This window comes from Klebsiella sp. JN_Kp121, assembly GCF_040062145.1.
In the GTDB taxonomy this organism is placed as follows: Bacteria; Pseudomonadota; Gammaproteobacteria; order Enterobacterales; family Enterobacteriaceae; genus Klebsiella; species Klebsiella aerogenes.
The window spans coordinates 126940-147788 of the sequence record NZ_JBEAHX010000008.1 but is presented as its reverse complement, the minus strand read 5'-3'; the positions used below and the strand labels follow the sequence as shown (position 1 = coordinate 147788).

Genomic DNA, 20849 nt, shown 5'->3' with positions numbered 1-20849 from the left:
CCGGGCGTTCTTGTGGAGAGCCTAAATGAGCCACTATCCTCACCTATTCAGCCCGCTGACCATCAACGGGATGACCATAAAAAACCGTATTATTATGCCGCCGATGGGCACCAATATGGCTACCCTCAACGGCGAGGTCTCGCAGGAACAGCTTGAATACTACGAGCTGCGGGCGAAAGGCGGCACCGGGCTCATTACCGTGGAAAATATCTGCATCGATTTTCCCTTCGCCTCCAATGGTACAACGCAGTTACGCATCGATAACGATCAATATATCCCACGCCTGTTTAAATTAACCGAAACCCTTCATAAACACGGCGCTTGCGTAGCGATTCAGCTGAACCACGCGGGCGCTTCGGCTTATGCTTATCGCCTGAATGGACAGACGCCGTTATCCGCTTCCAGCACGCCGTCGAAAAAGCACGGTAATATTCCGCGGCCAATGACCCATGAGGAAATTTATCACGCGGTGGACAAATTCGGCGACGCCGCGGAGCGCGTGCGCCGCGCCGGATTTGACTGTGTAGAAATTCATGGCGGCCATTCCTATTTAATTAGCCAGTTTTTGTCACCGTTATTTAATAAACGTACCGACGAATTTGGCGGCAGTATCGAAAACCGCACCCGCATATTAAGCCTGATTATCGATAAGGTTCGCGCCTGCGTCGGGCCGCGTTTCCCAATCAGCCTGCGCATCAGCGCCGACGATTTCTTAAAGGGCGGCAACACGCTGGAAGATTCGCTGCGCATCCTCGAACTGTGCCAGGACAAAGTCGACATCATTAACGTCTCTGCCGCGCAGAACGATAACCTGAACCTGCAAATCGACCAGATGTCGCTGGAAGACGGCTGGAAGCGCTACCTCTCTCGCGCGGTACGCGACAAATTCCATAAGCCGACGGTCATCGCCGGCAACATTCGTTCGCCAAAAATCGCCGAAGATATCCTCGCTACCGGCGATGCCGATCTGATCGCCATTGGTCGTGGGTTGATTGCCGAGCCAGAATGGGTGCAGAAAGTACAAAGCGGCAATGAGCGTCTGATGCGCAAATGCATCTCCTGCAATATCGGCTGTGCGGATCACCGTATCGCCCGCTCTCGCCCGCTGCGCTGCTCGATCAATCCGGACATTATCCACGGCGACGCTTACAAGCAGCAGCGTGTCTCACGAGAAACCAACGTCGTGGTGATCGGCGCCGGCACGGCCGGAATGGAAGCCGCCTGTACCGCCGCGGAAGTCGGCTGCAACACCTGGCTGCTGGAAGAGAAAAGCCACGTCGGCGGCCTGGCCAGCACCATTGCGCTGCTGCCGGAGAAAAAACGGATCGCTGATTTCCCGCAGTTTATGAAAAACCGCCTTTCCGGGCTAAGCAATCTGATGCTGCAGGTCGGTAAACGCGCCGATGTCGCTTCAGTCGCCGCGCTGCATCCACAGCTCATCGTCAATGCCACCGGCTCGGTTCCTCTGCTGCCGCCTATCGACGGCCTGCGCGAGAACATTGACGCCGAAGGTGGTCGCCTGTTCTCGATAACCGGAATGATTAACCATCTGGACACCTTTGCCGATGCCGCAGGTAAACGCATCGTGGTGGTTGGCGGCGGCGCCGTCGGCCTGGACGTCATTGAATACTTCTCCGCGCGCGGCGCCGAGACGGTGCTAATTGAAATGCAAGACGCGCCGGGACAGGACCTCGACATTATTACCAAAAACGCGATGTTGACCATGCTGGAAGAACACCAGGTGGAACAACACATGCGGACCCGATTAACCGCCGTAGCGCCAGACCATTTCACCGTGAGTACCGCCAGCGGCACGTTCGATATTCCCTTCGACTACGGCTTTGTCTGCCTGGGAATGCGCGCCAACCGTGCTGGTCTCGACGACATCGCCCAGTGGGCCGCCGCCAACAACGTAAAAATCATGAATATCGGTGACAGCCTGTCGGCCCGGCGAATTATCGACGGCGTGCGCGAAGGCCGCAACGTGCTGGAGATACTCGAAGACATGGGCGTACTCGGCAATCGCGAAGCGCAACAGATTCCATTTTTAACATATTGAGGATATTTATCATGGCAGAACGTCTTACCGGTCATACCGAACTGATTGGCTTAATCGCTACCCCGATTCGTCATAGCATGTCGCCGACTATGCACAACGAAGCCTTTGCGCATCTTGGCCTGGATTACGCCTACCTGGCGTTCGAAGTCGATAACCAGGAGCTAAAAGATGTCGTACAGGGTTTCCGCGCGCTGAAGCTGCGCGGTTACAACGTCTCAATGCCGAATAAAACCGAAATTTGCCAGTATCTCGATAAGCTCTCGCCGGCGGCGCAGCTGGTCGGTGCGGTCAATACCGTGGTCAACGATAATGGCGTGTTAACCGGCCACATTACCGACGGCACCGGCTATATGCGCGCGCTGTCGGAGGCTGGTATCGATATCATCGGCAAAAAGATGACCATCCTCGGCGCAGGCGGCGCGGCTACCGCCATCAGCGTACAGGCCGCGCTCGACGGCGTGAAGGCCATCTCGATCTTCAACCGCAAAGACAAGTTCTTCGCCAATGCCGAGCAGACCGTGGCCAAGATCCGCGATAACACCGACTGCGAGATCCACCTTTTCGATCTCGACGATCATGACAAGCTGCGCGCCGAAATCGACAGCAGCGTGATCCTCACCAACGCCACCGGCGTCGGTATGAAGCCTTTCGAAGGCCAAATGCTGCTGCCAAACGACAGCTTCCTGCGCCCGGACCTGATTGTCTCCGACGTCGTCTATAACCCGCGTAAAACCTATCTGCTGGAAGTGGCGGAGAAAAAAGGCTGCCGGACCCTCAACGGCCTGGGAATGATGCTGTGGCAAGGCGCGCGCGCGTTCGAAATCTGGACGGGCAAAGAGATGCCGGTTGAATACGTCAAGAGCATTCTGTTCTAAGAGGCCAGAGATGAAAAATAAATACATCCCTACTGCGGCAGGGCTGTATCTCAACTACCTGATCCATGGCATGGGGGTGCTGTTAATCACCCTCAACATGGCCCATCTTCAGGAACAGTGGGGAACAGACGCTGCCGGCGTATCGATCGTTATCTCCTCATTAGGTATCGGTAAGCTGGCGACGATCGTGACCGGCTTTTTGTCGGATCGCTTTGGTCGTAAGCCTTTTATCTATCTAGGGATCCTGAGTTATCTGATCTTCTTCGTCGGCATTCTGCTGACCAAAAATATCTATCTGGCCTACGTGTTCGGCATCATGGCTGGTCTGGCGAACAGCTTCCTCGACTCCGGAACCTATCCGGCGCTGATGGAGTCTTTCCCGCACTCCGCCAGCCGCGCTAACGTGCTCATCAAAGCCTTCGTTTCCGCAGGGCAGTTCCTGCTGCCGTTCATTATCAGCCTGCTGATATGGGCAAATCTGTGGTTTGGCTGGTCGTTTGTGATTGCGGCGGCTCTGTTTATCTTGAGCGCAATCTATCTGCTCAAGATGCCGTTCCCCGATAGCCAGGCGGCCAAAAAAGAAGAGATCCCCGCGGCGCAGGCAGCGGCTTCCGCTAAACCGCAAGCCAACAAACTGGACATGGTAATCTTTACCCTGTACGGCTATATCGGCATGGCGACCTTTTACCTGGTAAGCCAGTGGCTGGCGCAATATGGCCAGTTCGTGGTCGGTATGCCTTATGCCTCGGCGATCAAGCTGCTGAGTATCTATACCGTCGGTTCACTGGTCTGCGTCTTCGTGACCGCCGCCTTCGTCAAAGAGGTGTTCAGTTCCGCGGTAGCCATGATCATCTACACCTGTCTGTCGATGGTCTCACTGCTGTTAGTGTGCTTATTCCCGACACCGGTGATGGTTACCGGTTTTGCCTTCGTCATCGGCTTTGCCGCCGCCGGCGGGGTACTGCAGCTGGGGGCAACCATCATGGCAATGAGCTTTCCGAATGGCAAAGGCAAGGCAACGGGGATCTTCTACACCGCAGGCAGCATCGCGAGCTTCACGATCCCGCTTATCACCGCAAAGCTTTCGCAGATTAGCATTGCCAGCATTATGTGGTTTGATTTCCTGATCGCCGTCATCGGCTTTGTGATCGCCCTGTACATCGGCTATCGTCAACTTCAGGCTCGCGCGGCGCAAAGAGTGTCTCGCACCACCGTCACCGCCTGAGGTTCAACGACAACAATAATGGATACCTACATGACAACTGCAGTAACCGTAAAGAACATCACCTTCAAGGAAGGCGAAACCTTAATTTGCGTACCGCTGATCGGAAAAACGCTGGATGAACTGCTGACTAATGCTCAAGGCCTGGTTGACGCGGGCGCTGATATTATCGAATGGCGCGTTGACCATTTTACTCACGTCCGGGAAATCCCCCAGGTGCTGGCCGCACTGGCGGAAATCCGTCATACCCTGAAAGCACTCCCGCTGCTGTTCACCTTCCGCAGTAAGAAAGAAGGCGGCGAAACGGAAATCAGCGACGAAGCGTATTTTGAACTTAACCGCCAGGCGGCGCTAAGCGGATTAGTCGATGTTATCGACATCGAGTTGTTTAACGATGAAGCGCAAATTCGCGCGCTGGTGAACGACGCCCATCAGGCCGGCGTAAAAGTGATCATGAGCAACCATGATTTCCATAAAACACCGGCGCAGGAAGATATCATCTATCGACTGCGTCGAATGCAGGATCTGGGTGCCGATCTGCCGAAGATCGCGGTGATGCCGCAGACGCCTCAGGACGTTCTCACTCTGCTTTCCGCCACGCTGACCATGAAAGAGAAGTATGCGACGCGCCCGCTGATCACCATGTCGATGGGCAAATCCGGCGGCGTTAGCCGGGTAACCGGTCGCTTGTTCGGTTCAGCGATGACCTTTGGCACCGTCGGCCAGGCCTCCGCGCCGGGCCAAATAGCCATCGCTAAGCTGCGCGAACTAATGGACATTTTGTCCTGATAAACAGGCTGCCCGGAGCCAGTCTCCGGGCGCTTGCTCAGTTGATTCTCTGGCTATCGTTAATGATGACGTTTTTAAACGATTGAATCGCTGAGGAAAGTACCCTTTCCTTCATTGTTGCGAGGTAAATATAACGAGGTGGGATCGCATTTTTAATCTTCAGAATGCGCACGTTATAATTTGCCAGTGCGGAGATTCTCGGCATAATCGCAATGCCATAGTCGATGCTAACCAGCCCTGCCATCGCAGTATCTTCATCGACGTAGCAGGCGATATCCGGTACCAGTTTTTGTTGCATAAAGACATTATCAATAAAAGGCCGCAGACCGCTGTTCTCTGAAAAATAGATATAGGGATAGTGAACCGTCTCTACCAAATCGACCTCATTATCATACAGCCGGGCAAGCGGATGATCTTTCGCGGTCACCACCACCAACTCCTGCTGAATAATAGGAATAAAGTCGATTTCGGGTTCATCGGCAATATATGAACAAATCGCCAGATCGGTTTTTCCTGCCTTTAACGCCTGTAATAACGAAAGCGAAGTGCCTTGCGTAAAGGAAAAAGTCACCTTGTGACTGGAAGGTGAATTAGTGTATTTATTAATTAACTGCGGAACAACAGATTCACCCATCGTATAAATAAAGGCGATACGAATATTCTCTTTCTTTTCACTATCATTGTTTTGCAGCGTCAGACGCCCGTTCTCCAGAGAAGCGAGCGCATCCTCCACATAGGGCAAAAAACGTTTACCGTTTTGCGTAATTTTGACGTTGCGTCCTTTTCTGGCAAACAGCGCCACGCCAAGTTCCTTCTCCAGCTCAGATATGGCGTGGCTTAGCGAGGGTTGAGTAATGAACAGACTGGATGCTGCCTCGGTGTAATGCTCCGTCTCGCTCAATCGCTTAAAATAATAAAGTTGCTTCAGGTTCATTATTTTTGTCCGTATAATATAAGAATAAGACCACTGCGTTTAATATACCATGCGGCAGGTTGATAATACGCTACAACGAGTCAATATCAGATTCACATCAAATATTATTTGATATTTCCTTTTGTGCGTAACAAAGCATTGCCATTCATAGACCCAGTCTATGAATCCTTAGAGTATTTCTGCATGCATAAATACATGCAAAAATATTTTAAACTTTAAAGGAAATCTTTATGTGCATACCTGACGCTCAAGGGAGTCTGGCATCATCGCCCGGCACGCTAAAAAGAAGCAGAACGCGTATTTTTATTTTATCGCTGTTATCGCTGGGTACGATGATTAATTATCTCGATCGTACCATTCTTGGAATCGTTGCTCCAAAATTAACCACTGAAATCCATATTGATCCGGCGATGATGGGCATTGTTTTTTCCGCTTTTGCCTGGACTTATGCGCTGGCGCAAATTCCTGGCGGCATGTTTTTAGACCGATTCGGTAATAAATTGACCTACGCCCTCTCCATCTTCTTTTGGTCTCTGTTTACGCTGCTGCAAAGCTTCTCTCTGGGGCTGAAATCTTTGCTCCTTTTGCGTCTGGGCCTGGGCGTCAGTGAAGCCCCCTGCTTTCCGGCCAATAGCCGCATCGTCAGCAAATGGTTTCCCCAGCATGAACGGGCCAGGGCTACCGCAACTTATACGGTTGGTGAATACATTGGGTTAGCCGCCTTCTCGCCATTGTTATTTTTAATCCTCGAACACCACGGCTGGCGCACCTTATTTTTTCTGACCGGAGGGCTTGGAATTTTATTCACTTTCGTATGGTGGCGTTTTTATCATGAGCCACATGAATCGAAAACAGCAAATAAAGCAGAACTGGATTATATTGGCGCCAACCAGATTGCCAATAAGAGTGAAAACATTCCATTTAACTGGCGTGATGCCAGGCGGCTACTGTGCTGCCGACAAATTATCGGCGCCAGCCTGGGGCAGTTTGCCGGTAACACCACGCTGGTCTTTTTCCTCACCTGGTTTCCAACCTATCTGGCCAACGAACGCCATCTACCGTGGCTTCATGTAGGTTTTTTCGCCACCTGGCCCTTCCTGGCCGCCGCGGTTGGCATCATCTTCGGCGGCTGGCTTTCCGACAGGCTACTTAAGCGTACCGGCTCGGCAAATATAAGCCGAAAACTTCCAATAATTTCTGGATTACTCCTTTCCAGCTGCATTATCGCCGCCAATTGGGTCAGCGCGAATTCGACGGTGATTATTATTATGTCGATCGCTTTCTTTGGTCAGGGAATGGTCGGTCTGGGCTGGACGTTAATATCTGATATTGCCCCGGATAATATGGCTGGATTGACCGGCGGTATATTTAACTTCTGCGCCAACCTGGCATCAATTATTGCGCCACTCATCATTGGCGTGATTATATCAGCCACCGGTAACTTCTTTTACGCCCTCATTTACGTTGGCGTGACCGCGCTGATCGGGGTGATTGCCTACATCTTTATTATCGGCGACATCAAGCGAATCGTACTGAAGTAACGCTATCCCGCGCCGGGCCAGCATGGCCGGCGCGGGAGATGACTTAAATATCTTTAACCCGGCTGGTCAAAAACAGCGTCAGCAGAGAAATCGCCGCGATTGTCCAGTACACACTACCGTGACCATAGCTTTGCGACAGCGCTCCCTGAATCACTCCGGCCAGAATAACTCCGGTGGAGATACTATTGGTAAACAGCGTGGTCGCCGCCCCGGCGCGCCCCGGCATCAGATCCTGGAACCACAACATGCCGATCCCGGCGATAATACCGATGAAAATAGCATTGAATAGCTGCAGCGCCAGCAGCGCCGTGCGGCCATGGAACATAATCAGCCCCACATAGAACAGCACGCCGGCGGCGACTGCCGCCACCATCATTTTGCGTTTACCCCAACGCTTAACGTAGTAGCCAGCCAGGATCATCGCCGGAATTTCAAGACCGGCAGCCGTGCCCATCAGTATCCCCGCCAGGCTATCCGGCAGGCCAAGATCGCTACTGATCCACAACGGCATATCGATGATATACATTGTGTTGCAGGTCCACATCAGCGTAGAAGCGATAAACAGCATGCGCACGTTTTTATCGCGCCAGCCGCCTTCCAGCTCCGGCAGGCTGCTGCCTTCCTGCAGTTGCGTCACTCGCGCCACCGAAGGCAGCTTAAAGGCAATCAGCGCCAGGCTGATGACAAAAATCCCGGCGGCAATGGAGAACATGGTCGTAAAGCCATAATTCAACGCCAGCATAAAAGCCAGCGGTGGACCAATGACCCACGCCAGCGACAGCTGGGCGCGCATCACCGAGCTGAACATCACCACTTCGCGGGCAGAGCTATCGGCGTATTCGCGGGCGAGGGCAAACAGCTGCGGCATCGCCGCATTAGCGACCGAAGCCAGCATGACGCCGCAGGTAATAAGCGTCAGATAATGGCGGTTGAAAGCGAACAGCAGCGCGTTACCCACTGCCATCAGGCAGCAGAACATAATTAACCGCCGACGATCGCCGCGGCTATCGGATCGTTTGGCCAGCGCCAGGCTCACCAGGATACCGGCAATCGCATTCACCGTATAAAACAGGCCAACCCAGAACGGCTGCGCGCCGACTTCACGGCTGAGAAACAGGCTAAGCGTCGGCGCCTGCAGCGCCCCGGCCACCCCCATCATAAAAGCCACCAGCATAAAGGCGGCGTAGACGCCGTTTAGCCGTCGCCCCATCGTCATCAACCACAGCATGAAATATCCTTAACACACGCGAAGTAAACGAAAAAAGCCAGCAGAAGCAATCTGCTGGCGGGTGATTCAATACTCTGGATTTCGAGTTGCAGCCAATGCGCTTGCAGCCTGAAGATGGCGAGTATAACACCAATACTCAGTCACACATGATGTCGGCAAGTCAACGATCGGAGGTCGGCGACGTAACTCCCCACTGCATCAATTCCTCCAGCATTTTCTGCTGCCTACCTGCTAACTGGCGGGCCAGCCAGGACGCTCCCTGCGTCGCAGAAAAGTACCGTTGATAGAACTGCTTAGTGGTTGACCTCGTCATATTCATCTCCTTACTTCATCGAGGTCCATTATTGGCTTAATATAGGAACTGATAAATTGCTGAGTTTTCGTCAGGAGTTCCCCTTTTATGCCTTCCAGTCGTCTGCAACAACAGTTCATCCGCCTGTGGCAATGCTGCGACGGTAGGTCGCAGCAGACCACCCTCAACGAACTGGCGGAAATGCTCAGTTGTTCGCGCCGCCATATGCGCACCTTACTTAATCTGATGGAAGCGCGCGGCTGGCTTGCCTGGGAATCCGAAGCCGGGCGCGGCAAGCGTTCCCGACTGACCTTCCTTTATACCGGTCTGGCGCTACAGCAGCAGCGCGCCGAGGATCTACTGGAGCAGGATCGCATCGATCAGCTGGTGCAACTGGTTGGCGATAAAACCGCGGTCAGACAGATGTTGATCTCCCATCTTGGCCGCAGCTTCCGCCAGGGGCGCCACATCCTGCGCGTGCTTTACTATCGGCCGATGAAGAATCTGCTGCCCGGCAGCGCGTTGCGCCGTTCGGAGACCCACATCGCACGGCAAATTTTTAGCGCGCTGACGCGGGTAAATGAGGAAAATGGGGAACTGGAGGCCGATATCGCCCACCACTGGCAGCAAATTTCGCCTAACCACTGGCGCTTTTTTCTGCGTCCCGGCATTCATTTCCATCATGGCCGGGAGCTGGAGATGGCCGACGTTATCTCCTCGCTACAGCGCAGCAGCGAACTGCCGCTATTTTCCCATATCGAGCAAATCGTCTCGCCGACCGCCTGGACGCTGGATATTCACCTCAGCCAGCCGGATCGTTGGCTGCCCTGGCTGTTAGGCCAGGTCCCGGCGATGGCGTTGCCGCAGGAATGGCGGACGATGGAGAACTTTTCCAGTATGCCTATCGGTACCGGCCCTTACGCGGTCGCGCGCAATAATCAAAACCAGTTAAAAATCCATGCCTTCGAAGAGTACTTCGGCTATCGGGCGCTGATCGATGAGGTTAACGTCTGGGTGCTGCCGGAAATTAGCGAAGAACCCAACGGCGGCTTAACCCTGCAGGGCAATACCGAGAGCGAAAAAGCCGTAGAGAGCCGCCTGGAAGAAGGGTGCTATTACCTGCTCTTTGATAGTCGCAGTCCGCTGGGCGGTAATGATGACGTGCGCCGCTGGTTAAGTTATCTGTTCCAGCCCGCCAACCTGCTGTATCACGCCGGCGAGCACTATCAAGGCAACTGGTTCCCGGCCTACGGCTTGCTGCCGCGCTGGCACCACGCCCGCAGTCACGCCTGCGATAAACCAGCCGGCCTGGAGTCAGTTACCCTCACCTACTATCGCGATCATGTGGAACATCGGGTCATTGGCGGGATCATGCGGGCGCTGCTGGCGGAACATCAGGTGAGGCTGAACATTCAGGAGCTGGAGTACGACGACTGGCATCGCGGCGAAACGGTGAGCGATATCTGGCTCAACAGCGTCAATTTCACGTTGCCGATCGATTTTTCCCTGTTCGCCTATTTATATGAAGTGCCGCTGATGCATCACTGCATTCCCATCGACTGGGAGGCAGACGCCAACCGCTGGCGCGCAGGCGAGTTCAACCCGGCGACCTGGAGCCAGCAACTGCTGGAGAAGCAGCATATTGTACCGCTGATCCACCACTGGCTAATGATTCAGGGCCAGCGCAGTATGCGCGGCGTGCGCATGAACACCCTCGGCTGGTTCGACTTTAAATCGGCGTGGTTCGCCCCGCCGGAGCCCTGAATGCTTTGCGTCATCTAACAAAATCATTACACTATCGCCGTTCTCAACGGGGTGCTAATAAACATACGCAATATCATTCAAGTTGCATCAAGGCAGCAAGCGGGTGAATCCCCTGGAGCATAGATAACTATGTGACTGGGGTGAACGCGCGAAGCTAACCCAGATGCGGCTTGAAGGATGAAGCGTATGGGCTGAGAAAATACCCGTCGAACCTGATCCGGATAACGCCGGCGAAGGGATTTGAGGCCTACTCAAAATCCTTTGCCTCCCCATATACTGAGGTGCAAAGTGTTGAAAAAACTGCTTCCCCTGCTGGCGCTGGTCGCCGCCCCGGTCTTTGCTAAACCGGTCCTGACCGTATACACCTACGATTCATTCTCCGCCGACTGGGGTCCTGGCCCGGCGGTGAAAAAGGCCTTTGAGGCCGATTGCGGCTGCGAACTGAAATATGTCGCCCTCGAAGATGGCGTCTCGCTGCTTAACCGGCTGCGAATGGAAGGCAAAAACAGCAAAGCCGATGTCGTGCTCGGCCTTGATAACAATCTGCTGGCAGCGGCGGCGCAGAGCAAACTGTTTGCCAAAAGCGGCGTGCCGGCCAGCGCGCTTAGCGTACCGGGCGGCTGGGATAACGACACCTTCGTGCCTTACGACTACGGCTACTTCGCCTTCGTGTATGACAAAAACAAACTGAAAAACCCGCCGAAAAGCCTGAAAGAGCTGGTCGAGAGCCCGCAGAAATGGCGCGTGATTTACGAAGACCCGCGCACCAGTACGCCGGGGCTCGGCCTGCTGCTGTGGATGCAAAAGGTGTATGGCGATAAGGCGCCGGAAGCCTGGCAGAAGCTGGCGGCCAAAACCGTCACCGTCACCAAGGGCTGGAGCGAAGCCTACGGCCTGTTCCTGAAAGGCGAAAGCGACCTGGTGTTGAGCTATACCACCTCGCCGGCTTATCACCTCATCGAAGAGAAAAAAGATAATTATGCCGCGGCGGACTTTACCGAAGGCCACTATCTGCAGGTTGAAGTCGCCGCGCGTACCGCCGCCAGCAAGCAGCCGGAACTGGCTGAGAAGTTCCTGAAATTTATGGTCTCGCCAGGCTTCCAGAACGCCATCCCCACCGGCAACTGGATGTACCCGGTGACCCAGGTGGCGCTGCCGGCCGGCTTCAATACGCTAACCAAACCGCAAACCACGCTGCAGTTCACCCCGCAGCAGGTCGCCGCTGAACGTCAAAACTGGATCGGTTCATGGCAACGCGCCGTCAGCCGCTAAGTTTCGGCTGGCTGATCCCCGGCGGCGCCGCGGCCTGCTTACTGGTCATCGTAGCGCTGGCGGCGTTTCTGGCGCTGTGGCTGGAGGCGCCGCTGGCGCCCTGGCAGACGATCCTCAGCGATAGCTATCTCTGGCACGTCGTACGCTTCTCTTTCTGGCAGGCGTTTTTGTCGGCGCTATTTTCGGTAGTGCCGGCGATATTCCTCGCCCGCGCCCTGTATCGCCGCCGCTTTCCGGGGCGCACGCTGCTGCTGCGCCTGTGCGCGATGACGTTGATCCTGCCGGTACTGGTGGCGGTGTTCGGCATCCTCAGCGTCTATGGCCGCCAGGGGTGGCTCGCCGCGCTGTTCCACGCGCTCGGCTGGCAGTGGGATTTCTCGCCGTATGGCTTACAGGGCATCCTGCTGGCCCATGTGTTCTTTAATATGCCAATGGCGACCCGCCTGCTGCTGCAGGCGCTGGAAAACATCCCCGGCGAACAGCGGCAAATCGCCGCTCAGCTCGGCATGCGCGGTTTCGTCTTCTTCCGTCTTGTGGAATGGCCGTGGCTGCGTCGACAGATCCCACCGGTGGCCGCGCTGATCTTTATGCTGTGCTTCGCAAGTTTTGCCACCGTGCTGTCACTAGGCGGCGGGCCGCGGGCCACCACCATTGAGCTGGCTATCTATCAGGCGCTGAGCTTTGATTACGACCCGGCACGGGCGGCGCTGTTAGCGATTATTCAAATGATCTGCTGCCTTGGGCTGGTGCTGCTGAGCCAGCGCCTGAGCAAAGCCGTGGCTATCGGCGCCAGTCAGTTACAAGGCTGGCGCGACCCCGACGACCGTCTGCATAGTCGCCTGTGTGATTACGCGCTAATCGCGCTCGCTCTGCTGCTGCTGCTTCCGCCGCTACTGGCGGTGATCGTCGATGGTCTCAACGTCAATCTGCCGAAGGTGCTGGGCCAAGCCGCGCTATGGCAGGCGCTGTGGACCTCGCTGCGTATCGCCCTCGCCGCCGGTGTGCTCAGCGTCATTCTGACCATGATGCTGCTGTGGAGCAGTCGCGAACTGCGCGCCCGCAACCTGCCGCTGGCCGGGCAGACGCTGGAGCTCAGCGGTATGCTCATCCTCGCCATGCCGGGGATTGTGCTGGCGACCGGTTTCTTCTTGCTGCTCAATAACAGCGTCGGCCTGCCGGAATCCGCCGACGGGATTGTCATCTTTACCAACGCGCTGATGGCTATCCCCTATGCCCTGAAAGTGCTGGAAAATCCAATGCGCGATATTGCCGCCCGCTATGGCGCTTTGTGTCAGTCGTTGGGGCTCCAGGGTTTTAATCGGCTGCGGGTGGTGGAGCTGCGGGCGCTGAAACGGCCGCTGGCGCAGGCTTTGGCTTTCGCCTGCGTGCTGTCTATCGGCGACTTCGGCGTGGTGGCGCTGTTCGGCAATGAATCCTTCCGCACGCTGCCTTTCTATTTGTATCAACAAATAGGCTCCTACCGCAGCCAGGACGGCGCGGTCACCGCGCTCCTGCTACTGTTGCTGTGCTTTATCCTTTTTACCTTGATCGAGAAACTACCGGGACGCGATGCTAAAACTCAATGATGTCACCTGGCTGTATCAGCATTTGCCGATGCGCTTTACGCTCAGCGTCGAGCGCGGAGAGCGCATCGCCGTGCTGGGCCCCAGCGGCGCCGGCAAAAGCACGCTGCTGAATCTGATCGCCGGTTTTCTGCCGCCGGCCAGCGGCAGCCTGCTGATCGACGGCGAGAAGCATAACGCCACGCCGCCGGCGCAGCGTCCGGTTTCCATGCTGTTTCAGGAGCACAACCTGTTTAACCATCTTACCGTCCGGCAGAATATTGGCCTCGGCATCCACCCCGGCCTGAAGCTGAACCGCGAGCAGCACGCGCAGGTCACGGCGATAGCCGGGCAGATGGGAATGGATACGCTGCTGGATCGTCTACCGGGCGAGCTTTCCGGCGGTCAGCGGCAGCGGGCGGCGCTGGCCCGCTGTCTGGTGCGCCAACAGCCGGTGCTGCTGCTTGATGAACCCTTCTCGGCGCTTGATCCGGCACTGCGCCAGGAGATGCTAACGCTGGTCGCCGATGTCTGTCAGCGGCAGCAGTTGACGCTGTTGATGGTATCGCACAGCGTGGAGGATGCGGCGCGCATTGCGCCTCGCTCCATCGTGGTCGCCGAAGGGCGCATTGCCTGGGACGGCGCCACTGACGACCTGTTAAGCGGCAACAGCAGCGCCTCGGCGCTGTTGGGAATTAGCGCGAAATGACCTTATGCAGTATCTCAAGGTAGACCGGCATCAGGGGGTGGCGGAAGACAAACGTTAGCGCCGCTACCGCCAGCGTCACCATCAACGGCGTCAGCCACAGCAGGCGTCCACGCGGTAACCAACGGGTCAGACGATCGCCGGAAGTTTTTGCGCTCCGCCACAGCCGCCAGCACAGCCAGCCCGCCAGCCACGCCAGCAGCGCCGCGCCCAGTAGCAGCCACTTGAAGCTGGCGCTGTTTTCATCGGCAGGAATATCTATCGCCGCCCCCGCCAGAATGCCGGGGAGGAAATAGAGCGGCGGCCAGAGCAGGCAGCCAATAATATTCGGCAGCACGAACTTCGCTACCGGCAGGTCGAGCATCCCGGCGACCATCGGCACCAATGGCCGCGTCGGCCCGACAAAGCGGCCAATCAGAATCGTCACCATGCTGTGCTGGTGCAGCGCGTGTTCGGTTTTCTCCAGCAGCGCGCGATTTTTTTTCATAAACGACCAGCGGTGTAACGGCTTTTTAAAACGCCAGCCGAGCCAGAATGAGATCCAGTCTCCCAACAGGCAGCCGACAATCCCCGCCAGCCACGCCTGCCAGAAGTTAACTTCGCCGCTGCCGATAAGCGCCCCCAGACCAGCCATCATGACCGTGCCGGGTAAGATAAGCCCCACCAGCGCCAGCGACTCAAGAAATGCCACCAGCATCACGGCTATCAACGAGTAGACCGTGGATTGGGTGATAAAGTGTTCCAGCAATGCCTGCATAATGTACCCGGTTAAAAAACGAAGCCCGGATTCTCCGGAGCCGTCACGTCGTCGTCAAGCCACCAATTGTCTTAATAGTTTACTGGCTGTGACATTTAAGCGGGTCATCATTTCACTTTCTTTACTTTTTATTCACATCCTGCGCGGAATTCACTGGGGCTGGCGCCGGTGCATTTTTTAAAGACTCGCGAAAAATAGAGCTGATCTTCGAAGCCAACGTTGCGGCCGACGCTGGCAATCGGCATCCGGGTGGTACTCAACAGCAGTTTGGCCTGGCTAATTCGCTGGTCTTCCCGCCAGCCAAGTACGCTTATCCCCAACTGCTGGCGAAACAGATGCGACAAACGAGAAGGCGACAAACAGACGTGCTGGGCGACGCTGGCGATATCGAAATGGCTGTCCGCCAGATGGTCGCTGATGTACTGACAGGCGTCGCGCACCCGGTTATCCAGCGGCGGATGCAGCGATTCGTTAATCGCCTCCATGCGCCGCAGTAGCAACTGTTCCAGCAGGTTAATCGCCAGCAGTTCGGAATAGCGCCCCGCCCCCTGCCCGGCGTCAACGATCTGCCCGAACAGTTCGCCAAACCGCGCCTGCCATTGCTCATCCGGGCGGAAGAAACCGGTATGGGCGAAGATCGTTGGCCAGTTGAGCCATTCATGCCAGTAGGCGCGTGGGCGAAAATAGACCCACTGGTGATACCACTCGCTGGCGTCGGGATGGCGGCCATAGTGGTGAATCTCCCCCGGCGGAAACAGCAGCATATCGCCGGGGCGACAGACGAACTGTTCGCCGTGGTTGTTGATCACCCCCTCGCCGCGGATCGTCAGGTTGAGAATATAGCCTTTCATGCCCAGCGGGCGGTCGATAAAGAAATCGAGATATCCCTGCGCCTCAATCGGCGTCAGGCCAGTGACCAGATGGGCGTTAAAGGAGTAGCCCGGCAGCAGCGGATCGTTTTGCGTTTCGGCCATAAGCGTCGTTCTCCACGAGTTTTTTGACACCAATTGTCCATATTCATCATTTTATCGCCATCCACGCCGTTTCGACTGCGATACCGGTGGGAATTTAGACAAAAACCCGCACGGCTAGCGAAAAAAGCGCTACCAGCACGCATTCCGCGTTGATCCAGCGCATAACAAAAGTGTCTATAAATACGGCAGGAAAGTCCACATCGAATATTTGCACGGCGTCACACTTTGCAAGGTGACAGCAATATAATCCATAAGATTAGCGAATACGGCCTGACGGATTTGGCCGGGGATATCTACTGTTGCTGCATGAATGATTTCAGCATGGAGTAACAAGATGGCAATTGCGATTGGCCTCGATTTTGGTAGTGACTCAGTACGCGCGTTGGCGGTGGAATGCGCTACCGGCGCGGAACTGGCCGCGAGCGTAGAGTGGTATCCACGCTGGCAGGAAGGGCTGTTCTGCGATGGGCCGAATAACCGCTTCCGCCATCACCCGCGTGATTACATTGAATCCATGGAATCAGCGCTGAAAAGCGTACTGGCGGCATTAAGCGCTGAACAACGGGCGACGGTGGTCGGTATCGGCGTCGACAGCACCGGCTCAACCCCGGCGCCGATTGATGCAGACGGAAACGTGCTGGCGCTGCGCGAAGAATTCGCTGACAACCCGAACGCCATGTTCGTGCTGTGGAAAGATCACACCGCGGTGGAAGAGGCGGAGGCCATCACCCGCCTGTGCCACGCGCCGGGTAAAGAAGACTACTCGCGCTATATCGGCGGCATCTACTCCAGCGAATGGTTCTGGGCCAAGATCCTTCACGTCACTCGCGAAGATAGCGCCGTCGCGCAGGCCGCGGCGTCGTGGATTGAGCTTTGTGACTGGGTACCCGCCCTGCTTTCCGGCACCACCCGTCCGCAGGATATCCGTCGCGGTCGCTGTAGCGCCGGCCACAAATCGTTGTGGCACGAAAGCTGGGGTGGACTGCCGCCCGCCAGCTTCTTCGACGAACTCGACCCGATTATTAACCGCCACCTTGCCTGGCCGCTGTTCCGCGACACCTGGACTGCGGATCTCCCCGTCGGCAACCTGACCGCCGAATGGGCGCAGCGCCTCGGTCTGCCGGAAACGGTGGTAATTTCCGGCGGCGCCTTCGATTGCCATATGGGCGCGGTCGGCGCCGGCGCGCAGCCTAACGCGTTGGTTAAAGTGATCGGCACCTCCACCTGCGACATTCTGATCGCCGATAAACAGAGCGTGGGCAACCGCACGGTGAAAGGTATCTGCGGCCAGGTGGACGGCAGCGTGGTGCCGGATTTCATCGGTATGGAGGCCGGTCAGTCGGCATTCGGCGATATCTATGCCTGGTTTGGCCGCATTCTCGGCTGGCCGCTGGAACAGCTGGCCCAACAGCACCCTGAATTGCGCGAGCCAATCAAAGCCAGTCAAAAACAGCTGCTGCCTGCGCTCACCGAAGCCTGGACCAATAATCCGTCCCTCGATCACCTGCCGGTGGTGCTGGACTGGTTCAACGGCCGCCGCACGCCAAACGCCAACCAGCGGCTGAAAGGTGTCATTACCGATTTAAATCTGGCCACCGACGCCCCGGCATTGTTCGGCGGATTGATTGCCGCCACCGCCTTCGGCGCTCGCGCCATTATGGAGTGCTTCACCGGGCAGGGCATTCCGGTGAATAACGTGATGGCGCTCGGCGGCATCGCGCGCAAGAACCAGGTCATCATGCAGGCCTGCTGCGACGTCCTGAACCGCCCGCTGCAGATTGTTGCCTCCGATCAATGCTGCGCGTTGGGCGCCGCCATCTTCGCCGCCGTCGCCGCGGGCGTCTATCCGGATATCCCTGCCGCGCAGCGCAACATGGCAAGCGAGGTGGAAAACACCCTGCAGCCGCGCGCGCAACAGGCGCAACGTTTCGAACAACTGTATCAGCGCTACCAGCAGTGGTCGGCTAGCGCGGAACAACACTATCTCCCTTCGGCTGCAAAGGCGGAAAACGCCCCGCAATCTCCGGCAGCGCTCACCCATTAAGGATACGAAAATGACGATTTTTGATAACTATGAAGTATGGTTCGTAATTGGCAGCCAGCACCTGTATGGCCAGGAGACCCTGCGCCAGGTGACGAAACATGCCGAACATGTGGTGAATAGCCTGAATGCGGAAGCAAAACTGCCGTGCAAGCTGGTACTGAAACCGCTCGGCACCACGCCGGATGAAATCACGCATATTTGCCGCGACGCCAACTACGATGATAAATGCGCCGGATTAGTGGTCTGGCTGCACACCTTCTCGCCGGCGAAAATGTGGATTAACGGCCTGACGCTCCTCAACAAGCCGCTGCTGCAATTCCATACCCAATTCAACGCCTCCCTGCCATGGGACAGCATTGATATGGACTTTATGAACCTCAACCAGACCGCGCACGGCGGCCGCGAATTCGGCTTTATCGGCGCGCGCATGCGTCAGCAGCACAGCGTCGTCACCGGCCACTGGCAGGATAAAGAAGCGCACCAGCGCATCGGCGCGTGGATGCGCCAGGCGGTTTCTAAGCAGGATACCCGTCATCTGAAAGTGTGCCGCTTTGGCGATAACATGCGCGAAGTGGCGGTAACCGACGGTGATAAAGTGGCGGCGCAGATTAAGTTCGGCTTCTCGGTCAACACCTGGGCGGTCGGCGATCTGGTGCAGGTGGTGAATAGCATCAGCGACGGCGATATCAACGCGCTGGTCGATGAATACGAAAGCAGCTACCGCCTGACGCCAGCAGCGCAGGTGCACGGCGATAAGCGCCAGAACGTGCTGGACGCCGCGCGCATCGAACTGGGGATGAAACGCTTCCTTGAGCAAGGCGGTTTCCACGCCTTTACCACCACCTTTGAAGACCTTCACGGCCTGAAACAGCTGCCGGGTCTCGCCGTACAGCGCCTGATGCAACAGGGCTACGGCTTTGCCGGCGAAGGCGACTGGAAAACCGCCGCTCTGCTACGCATCATGAAAGTGATGTCGACCGGTCTGCAGGGCGGCACCTCTTTTATGGAGGATTACACCTATCACTTCGACAACGGCAACGATCTGGTGCTGGGCTCGCACATGCTGGAAGTGTGCCCAACTATCGCTACCGCCGAGAAGCCGATCCTCGACGTCCAGCCGCTGGGCATTGGCGGCAAGGCCGATCCGGCCCGTCTGATCTTCAACACCCAAACCGGCCCGGCGATCGTCGCCAGCCTGATTGATTTAGGCGATCGCTTCCGCCTGCTGGTCAACACCATCGAAACCGTCGCGACGCCGCACGATCTGCCGAAGCTGCCGGTGGCCAACGCGTTGTGGCAGGCGCAACCGGATCTACGTACCGCCTCGGAAGCCTGGATCATCGCCGGCGGCGCGCACCATACCGTCTTCAGCCATGCGCTAACCCTCGACGATATGCGCCAGTTTGCCGAGCTGCAGGATATTGAACTGACCGTCATCGACAACGACACCCGCCTGCCGTCGTTCAAAGACGCGCTGCGCTGGAATGAAGTCTATTACGGTAGCAAACGCTAAGCGCACAAGCATAATGCCCGATGACAATCCGCTCATCGGGCAGGGAGAACAAGATGTTAGAAGATCTCAAACGCCAGGTGCTGGAGGCCAACTTAGCGCTACCGCAGCATAATCTGGTGACCTTAACCTGGGGTAACGTCAGCGCCGTCGATCGTGACAAAGGGGTATTGGTTATTAAACCCTCCGGCGTGGATTACGGCCTGATGACCGCTGACGACATGGTCGTCGTCAGCCTGGAAACCGGTGAAGTGGTGGAAGGCAACAAAAAGCCCTCTTCCGATACGCCGACCCATCGCCTGCTGTATCAGGCGTTTCCGACGCTTGGCGGGATTGTGCATACCCATTCGCGCCACGCCACCATCTGGGCGCAGGCCGGACAATCTATTCCGGCGACCGGCACCACCCACGCAGACTATTTTTATGGCCCGGTCCCCTGCACCCGGTTGATGACCGATGCGGAGATCAACGGCGAATATGAGTGGGAAACCGGCAATGTGATTGTCGAAACCTTCCGTCAGCAGGGAATCGATCCGGCGCAAATGCCCGGCGTGCTGGTGCATTCCCACGGCCCGTTTGCCTGGGGTAAAAACGCCGAAGACGCGGTACACAATGCCATCGTGCTGGAGGAGATCGCCTATATGGGGATCTTCTGCCGCCAGCTGGCGCCGCAGTTGCCGGATATGCAGCAGACGCTGCTCGATAAGCACTATCTGCGTAAGCACGGGGCCAAAGCCTACTACGGCCAATAACGGCCGCTGGTTGGGCCATGTTGTAGAAACTGTTGTCGGTTTACAACTGTTTTGGTCCGGGAAAAACGTGTGTTTTGTGTTAATTCAGAGCACATTGCGCTCCCGGTTAATTTTTCTGCGTTATGTCTCTCATGGCGCAGGGAGCGCACAGAGGGCGGCCAGTCGCCGCCGCCCTCTGTACTCCCGGGCTCTGGCCGCCAAAATCGCCACTTCGTGGTGCCTTCGACTTATCCCTGCAGGCTTCGGGTCGGGCCGAGGCAGCGTCCTTGCAAATCACGGCCCTCAGCCCGCATCCATGCGGGCTGCCCCGGCCTTCCGGGAACGTCTCAGCGATTTTGAGGCCACCAACACCGGCAGTTTCAGCCAGCATGGTGAATAGAACCGTAGGCCGGATAAGGCGCAGCCGCCATCCGGCGCAAAGCGGCACCTGATCCACGGATATTGCCCGGCGGCGCTGCGCTTGCGCGGCCCTACAGATCACATGCCGGGCGTAGCCCGGATGAGGCGCAAGCAGAAATCCGGGGCAACCGCGGCGCTGAATGCCTGTATAAAACCCCAGCACCCATCG

At 56.6% G+C, this 20849-nt stretch carries 17 protein-coding genes and 1 riboswitch; of the genes, 12 read left to right on the top strand and 5 right to left on the bottom strand.

Annotation, left to right across the window (positions count from 1 at the left end; translation table 11 throughout):
- The first annotated feature begins 25 nt into the window (after positions 1–25).
- From ABLU86_RS13740 to aroD, 4 genes are read left to right on the top strand one after another with little or no spacing between them, the layout of a single operon-like run.
- Entirely contained in the window at positions 26–2059 is a 2034-nt protein-coding gene (locus tag ABLU86_RS13740) for an FAD-dependent oxidoreductase (protein WP_020079615.1), read from the top strand.
- 11 nt (positions 2060–2070) lie between these two features.
- Complete coding sequence (locus ABLU86_RS13735) at positions 2071–2934, top strand: shikimate dehydrogenase (RefSeq protein WP_015704391.1); 864 nt, start codon at positions 2071–2073, stop codon at positions 2932–2934.
- A gap of 10 nt (positions 2935–2944) precedes the next feature.
- The gene (locus ABLU86_RS13730; RefSeq protein WP_015368267.1) at positions 2945–4159 is read left to right on the top strand and encodes an MFS transporter; all 1215 of its coding nucleotides are present in this window, start codon (positions 2945–2947) and stop codon (positions 4157–4159) included.
- 30 nt (positions 4160–4189) lie between these two features.
- Positions 4190–4945, top strand: coding sequence for a type I 3-dehydroquinate dehydratase (gene aroD / locus ABLU86_RS13725; protein WP_015704389.1), 756 nt, complete (start codon positions 4190–4192; stop codon positions 4943–4945).
- 37 nt (positions 4946–4982) lie between these two features.
- Here the strand turns inward: aroD and ABLU86_RS13720 are convergent, their stop codons facing one another.
- Complete coding sequence (locus ABLU86_RS13720) at positions 4983–5879, bottom strand: LysR family transcriptional regulator (protein WP_042893987.1); 897 nt, start codon at positions 5877–5879, stop codon at positions 4983–4985.
- 230 nt (positions 5880–6109) lie between these two features.
- Here ABLU86_RS13720 and ABLU86_RS13715 point away from each other — a divergent pair, with 230 nt between their 5' ends.
- Positions 6110–7420 (top strand): MFS transporter, encoded by a 1311-nt coding sequence (locus ABLU86_RS13715; protein WP_015368270.1) that lies wholly within the window; start codon positions 6110–6112, stop codon positions 7418–7420.
- Between the two features lie 43 nt (positions 7421–7463).
- On the opposite strand, the gene ABLU86_RS13710 is transcribed toward ABLU86_RS13715, so the two are convergent.
- Together ABLU86_RS13710 and sgrT are read right to left on the bottom strand one after the other, a co-directional pair.
- The gene (locus tag ABLU86_RS13710; protein ID WP_015704386.1) at positions 7464–8648 is read right to left on the bottom strand and encodes a sugar efflux transporter; all 1185 of its coding nucleotides are present in this window, start codon (positions 8646–8648) and stop codon (positions 7464–7466) included.
- A gap of 160 nt (positions 8649–8808) precedes the next feature.
- Positions 8809–8961 (bottom strand): glucose uptake inhibitor SgrT, encoded by a 153-nt coding sequence (gene sgrT / locus ABLU86_RS13705; RefSeq protein ID WP_015704385.1) that lies wholly within the window; start codon positions 8959–8961, stop codon positions 8809–8811.
- Between the two features lie 87 nt (positions 8962–9048).
- Between sgrT and sgrR the strand changes: the two genes are divergently transcribed.
- The 4 genes from sgrR (at position 9049) to thiQ (ending at position 14247) form a co-directional block, all read left to right on the top strand.
- Entirely contained in the window at positions 9049–10704 is a 1656-nt protein-coding gene (sgrR, locus tag ABLU86_RS13700; RefSeq protein ID WP_348796304.1) for an HTH-type transcriptional regulator SgrR, read from the top strand.
- A gap of 37 nt (positions 10705–10741) precedes the next feature.
- Positions 10742–10961: riboswitch (TPP riboswitch) on the top strand.
- A 31-nt stretch (positions 10962–10992) separates the two neighbouring features.
- Positions 10993–11976: a thiamine ABC transporter substrate binding subunit gene (gene thiB / locus ABLU86_RS13695; protein WP_042893984.1), complete on the top strand. Its 984-nt coding sequence runs from the start codon at positions 10993–10995 to the stop codon at positions 11974–11976.
- Positions 11952–13562: a thiamine/thiamine pyrophosphate ABC transporter permease ThiP gene (gene thiP / locus ABLU86_RS13690; RefSeq protein WP_116326372.1), complete on the top strand. Its 1611-nt coding sequence runs from the start codon at positions 11952–11954 to the stop codon at positions 13560–13562. Before thiB ends, thiP begins: the two co-directional genes overlap by 25 nt.
- Positions 13546–14247 (top strand): thiamine ABC transporter ATP-binding protein ThiQ, encoded by a 702-nt coding sequence (gene thiQ, locus ABLU86_RS13685; RefSeq protein WP_213193359.1) that lies wholly within the window; start codon positions 13546–13548, stop codon positions 14245–14247. The genes thiP and thiQ overlap by 17 nt, the downstream gene beginning before the upstream one ends.
- Here thiQ and ABLU86_RS13680 read toward each other — a convergent pair.
- Entirely contained in the window at positions 14234–15001 is a 768-nt protein-coding gene (locus ABLU86_RS13680; RefSeq protein ID WP_015368276.1) for a DedA family protein, read from the bottom strand. The genes thiQ and ABLU86_RS13680 overlap by 14 nt on opposite strands.
- A 128-nt stretch (positions 15002–15129) precedes the next feature.
- A complete protein-coding gene (gene araC / locus ABLU86_RS13675) occupies positions 15130–15975 on the bottom strand; it encodes an arabinose operon transcriptional regulator AraC (protein ID WP_015368277.1) in 846 nt (281 codons plus the stop codon).
- Between the two features lie 334 nt (positions 15976–16309).
- On the opposite strand from araC, the gene araB reads away from it, so the two are divergent.
- The 3 genes from araB to araD are packed head-to-tail and all read left to right on the top strand — an operon-like array spanning position 16310 to position 20281.
- Complete coding sequence (gene araB, locus ABLU86_RS13670; protein WP_348796305.1) at positions 16310–18019, top strand: ribulokinase; 1710 nt, start codon at positions 16310–16312, stop codon at positions 18017–18019.
- Positions 18020–18029: 10 nt separating this feature from the next.
- Positions 18030–19532 (top strand): L-arabinose isomerase, encoded by a 1503-nt coding sequence (gene araA, locus ABLU86_RS13665; protein ID WP_015368279.1) that lies wholly within the window; start codon positions 18030–18032, stop codon positions 19530–19532.
- A 53-nt stretch (positions 19533–19585) separates the two neighbouring features.
- A complete protein-coding gene (gene araD / locus ABLU86_RS13660) occupies positions 19586–20281 on the top strand; it encodes an L-ribulose-5-phosphate 4-epimerase (protein ID WP_015368280.1) in 696 nt (231 codons plus the stop codon).
- Positions 20282–20849 lie beyond the last annotated feature (568 nt).

What these genes read in the sequence shown, in the direction of transcription:
- ABLU86_RS13740 (WP_020079615.1), top strand. Translation starts at nt 26, where the DNA reads ATGAGCCACTATCCTCACCTATTCAGCCCGCTGACCATCAACGGGATG.
- ABLU86_RS13735 (WP_015704391.1), top strand. Translation starts at nt 2,071, where the DNA reads ATGGCAGAACGTCTTACCGGTCATACCGAACTGATTGGCTTAATCGCT.
- ABLU86_RS13730 (WP_015368267.1), top strand. Translation starts at nt 2,945, where the DNA reads ATGAAAAATAAATACATCCCTACTGCGGCAGGGCTGTATCTCAACTAC.
- aroD (WP_015704389.1), top strand. Translation starts at nt 4,190, where the DNA reads ATGACAACTGCAGTAACCGTAAAGAACATCACCTTCAAGGAAGGCGAA.
- ABLU86_RS13720 (WP_042893987.1), bottom strand. Translation starts at nt 5,879, where the DNA reads ATGAACCTGAAGCAACTTTATTATTTTAAGCGATTGAGCGAGACGGAG.
- ABLU86_RS13715 (WP_015368270.1), top strand. Translation starts at nt 6,110, where the DNA reads ATGTGCATACCTGACGCTCAAGGGAGTCTGGCATCATCGCCCGGCACG.
- ABLU86_RS13710 (WP_015704386.1), bottom strand. Translation starts at nt 8,648, where the DNA reads ATGCTGTGGTTGATGACGATGGGGCGACGGCTAAACGGCGTCTACGCC.
- sgrT (WP_015704385.1), bottom strand. Translation starts at nt 8,961, where the DNA reads ATGACGAGGTCAACCACTAAGCAGTTCTATCAACGGTACTTTTCTGCG.
- sgrR (WP_348796304.1), top strand. Translation starts at nt 9,049, where the DNA reads ATGCCTTCCAGTCGTCTGCAACAACAGTTCATCCGCCTGTGGCAATGC.
- thiP (WP_116326372.1), top strand. Translation starts at nt 11,952, where the DNA reads ATGGCAACGCGCCGTCAGCCGCTAAGTTTCGGCTGGCTGATCCCCGGC.
- thiQ (WP_213193359.1), top strand. Translation starts at nt 13,546, where the DNA reads ATGCTAAAACTCAATGATGTCACCTGGCTGTATCAGCATTTGCCGATG.
- ABLU86_RS13680 (WP_015368276.1), bottom strand. Translation starts at nt 15,001, where the DNA reads ATGCAGGCATTGCTGGAACACTTTATCACCCAATCCACGGTCTACTCG.
- araC (WP_015368277.1), bottom strand. Translation starts at nt 15,975, where the DNA reads ATGGCCGAAACGCAAAACGATCCGCTGCTGCCGGGCTACTCCTTTAAC.
- araB (WP_348796305.1), top strand. Translation starts at nt 16,310, where the DNA reads ATGGCAATTGCGATTGGCCTCGATTTTGGTAGTGACTCAGTACGCGCG.
- araA (WP_015368279.1), top strand. Translation starts at nt 18,030, where the DNA reads ATGACGATTTTTGATAACTATGAAGTATGGTTCGTAATTGGCAGCCAG.
- araD (WP_015368280.1), top strand. Translation starts at nt 19,586, where the DNA reads ATGTTAGAAGATCTCAAACGCCAGGTGCTGGAGGCCAACTTAGCGCTA.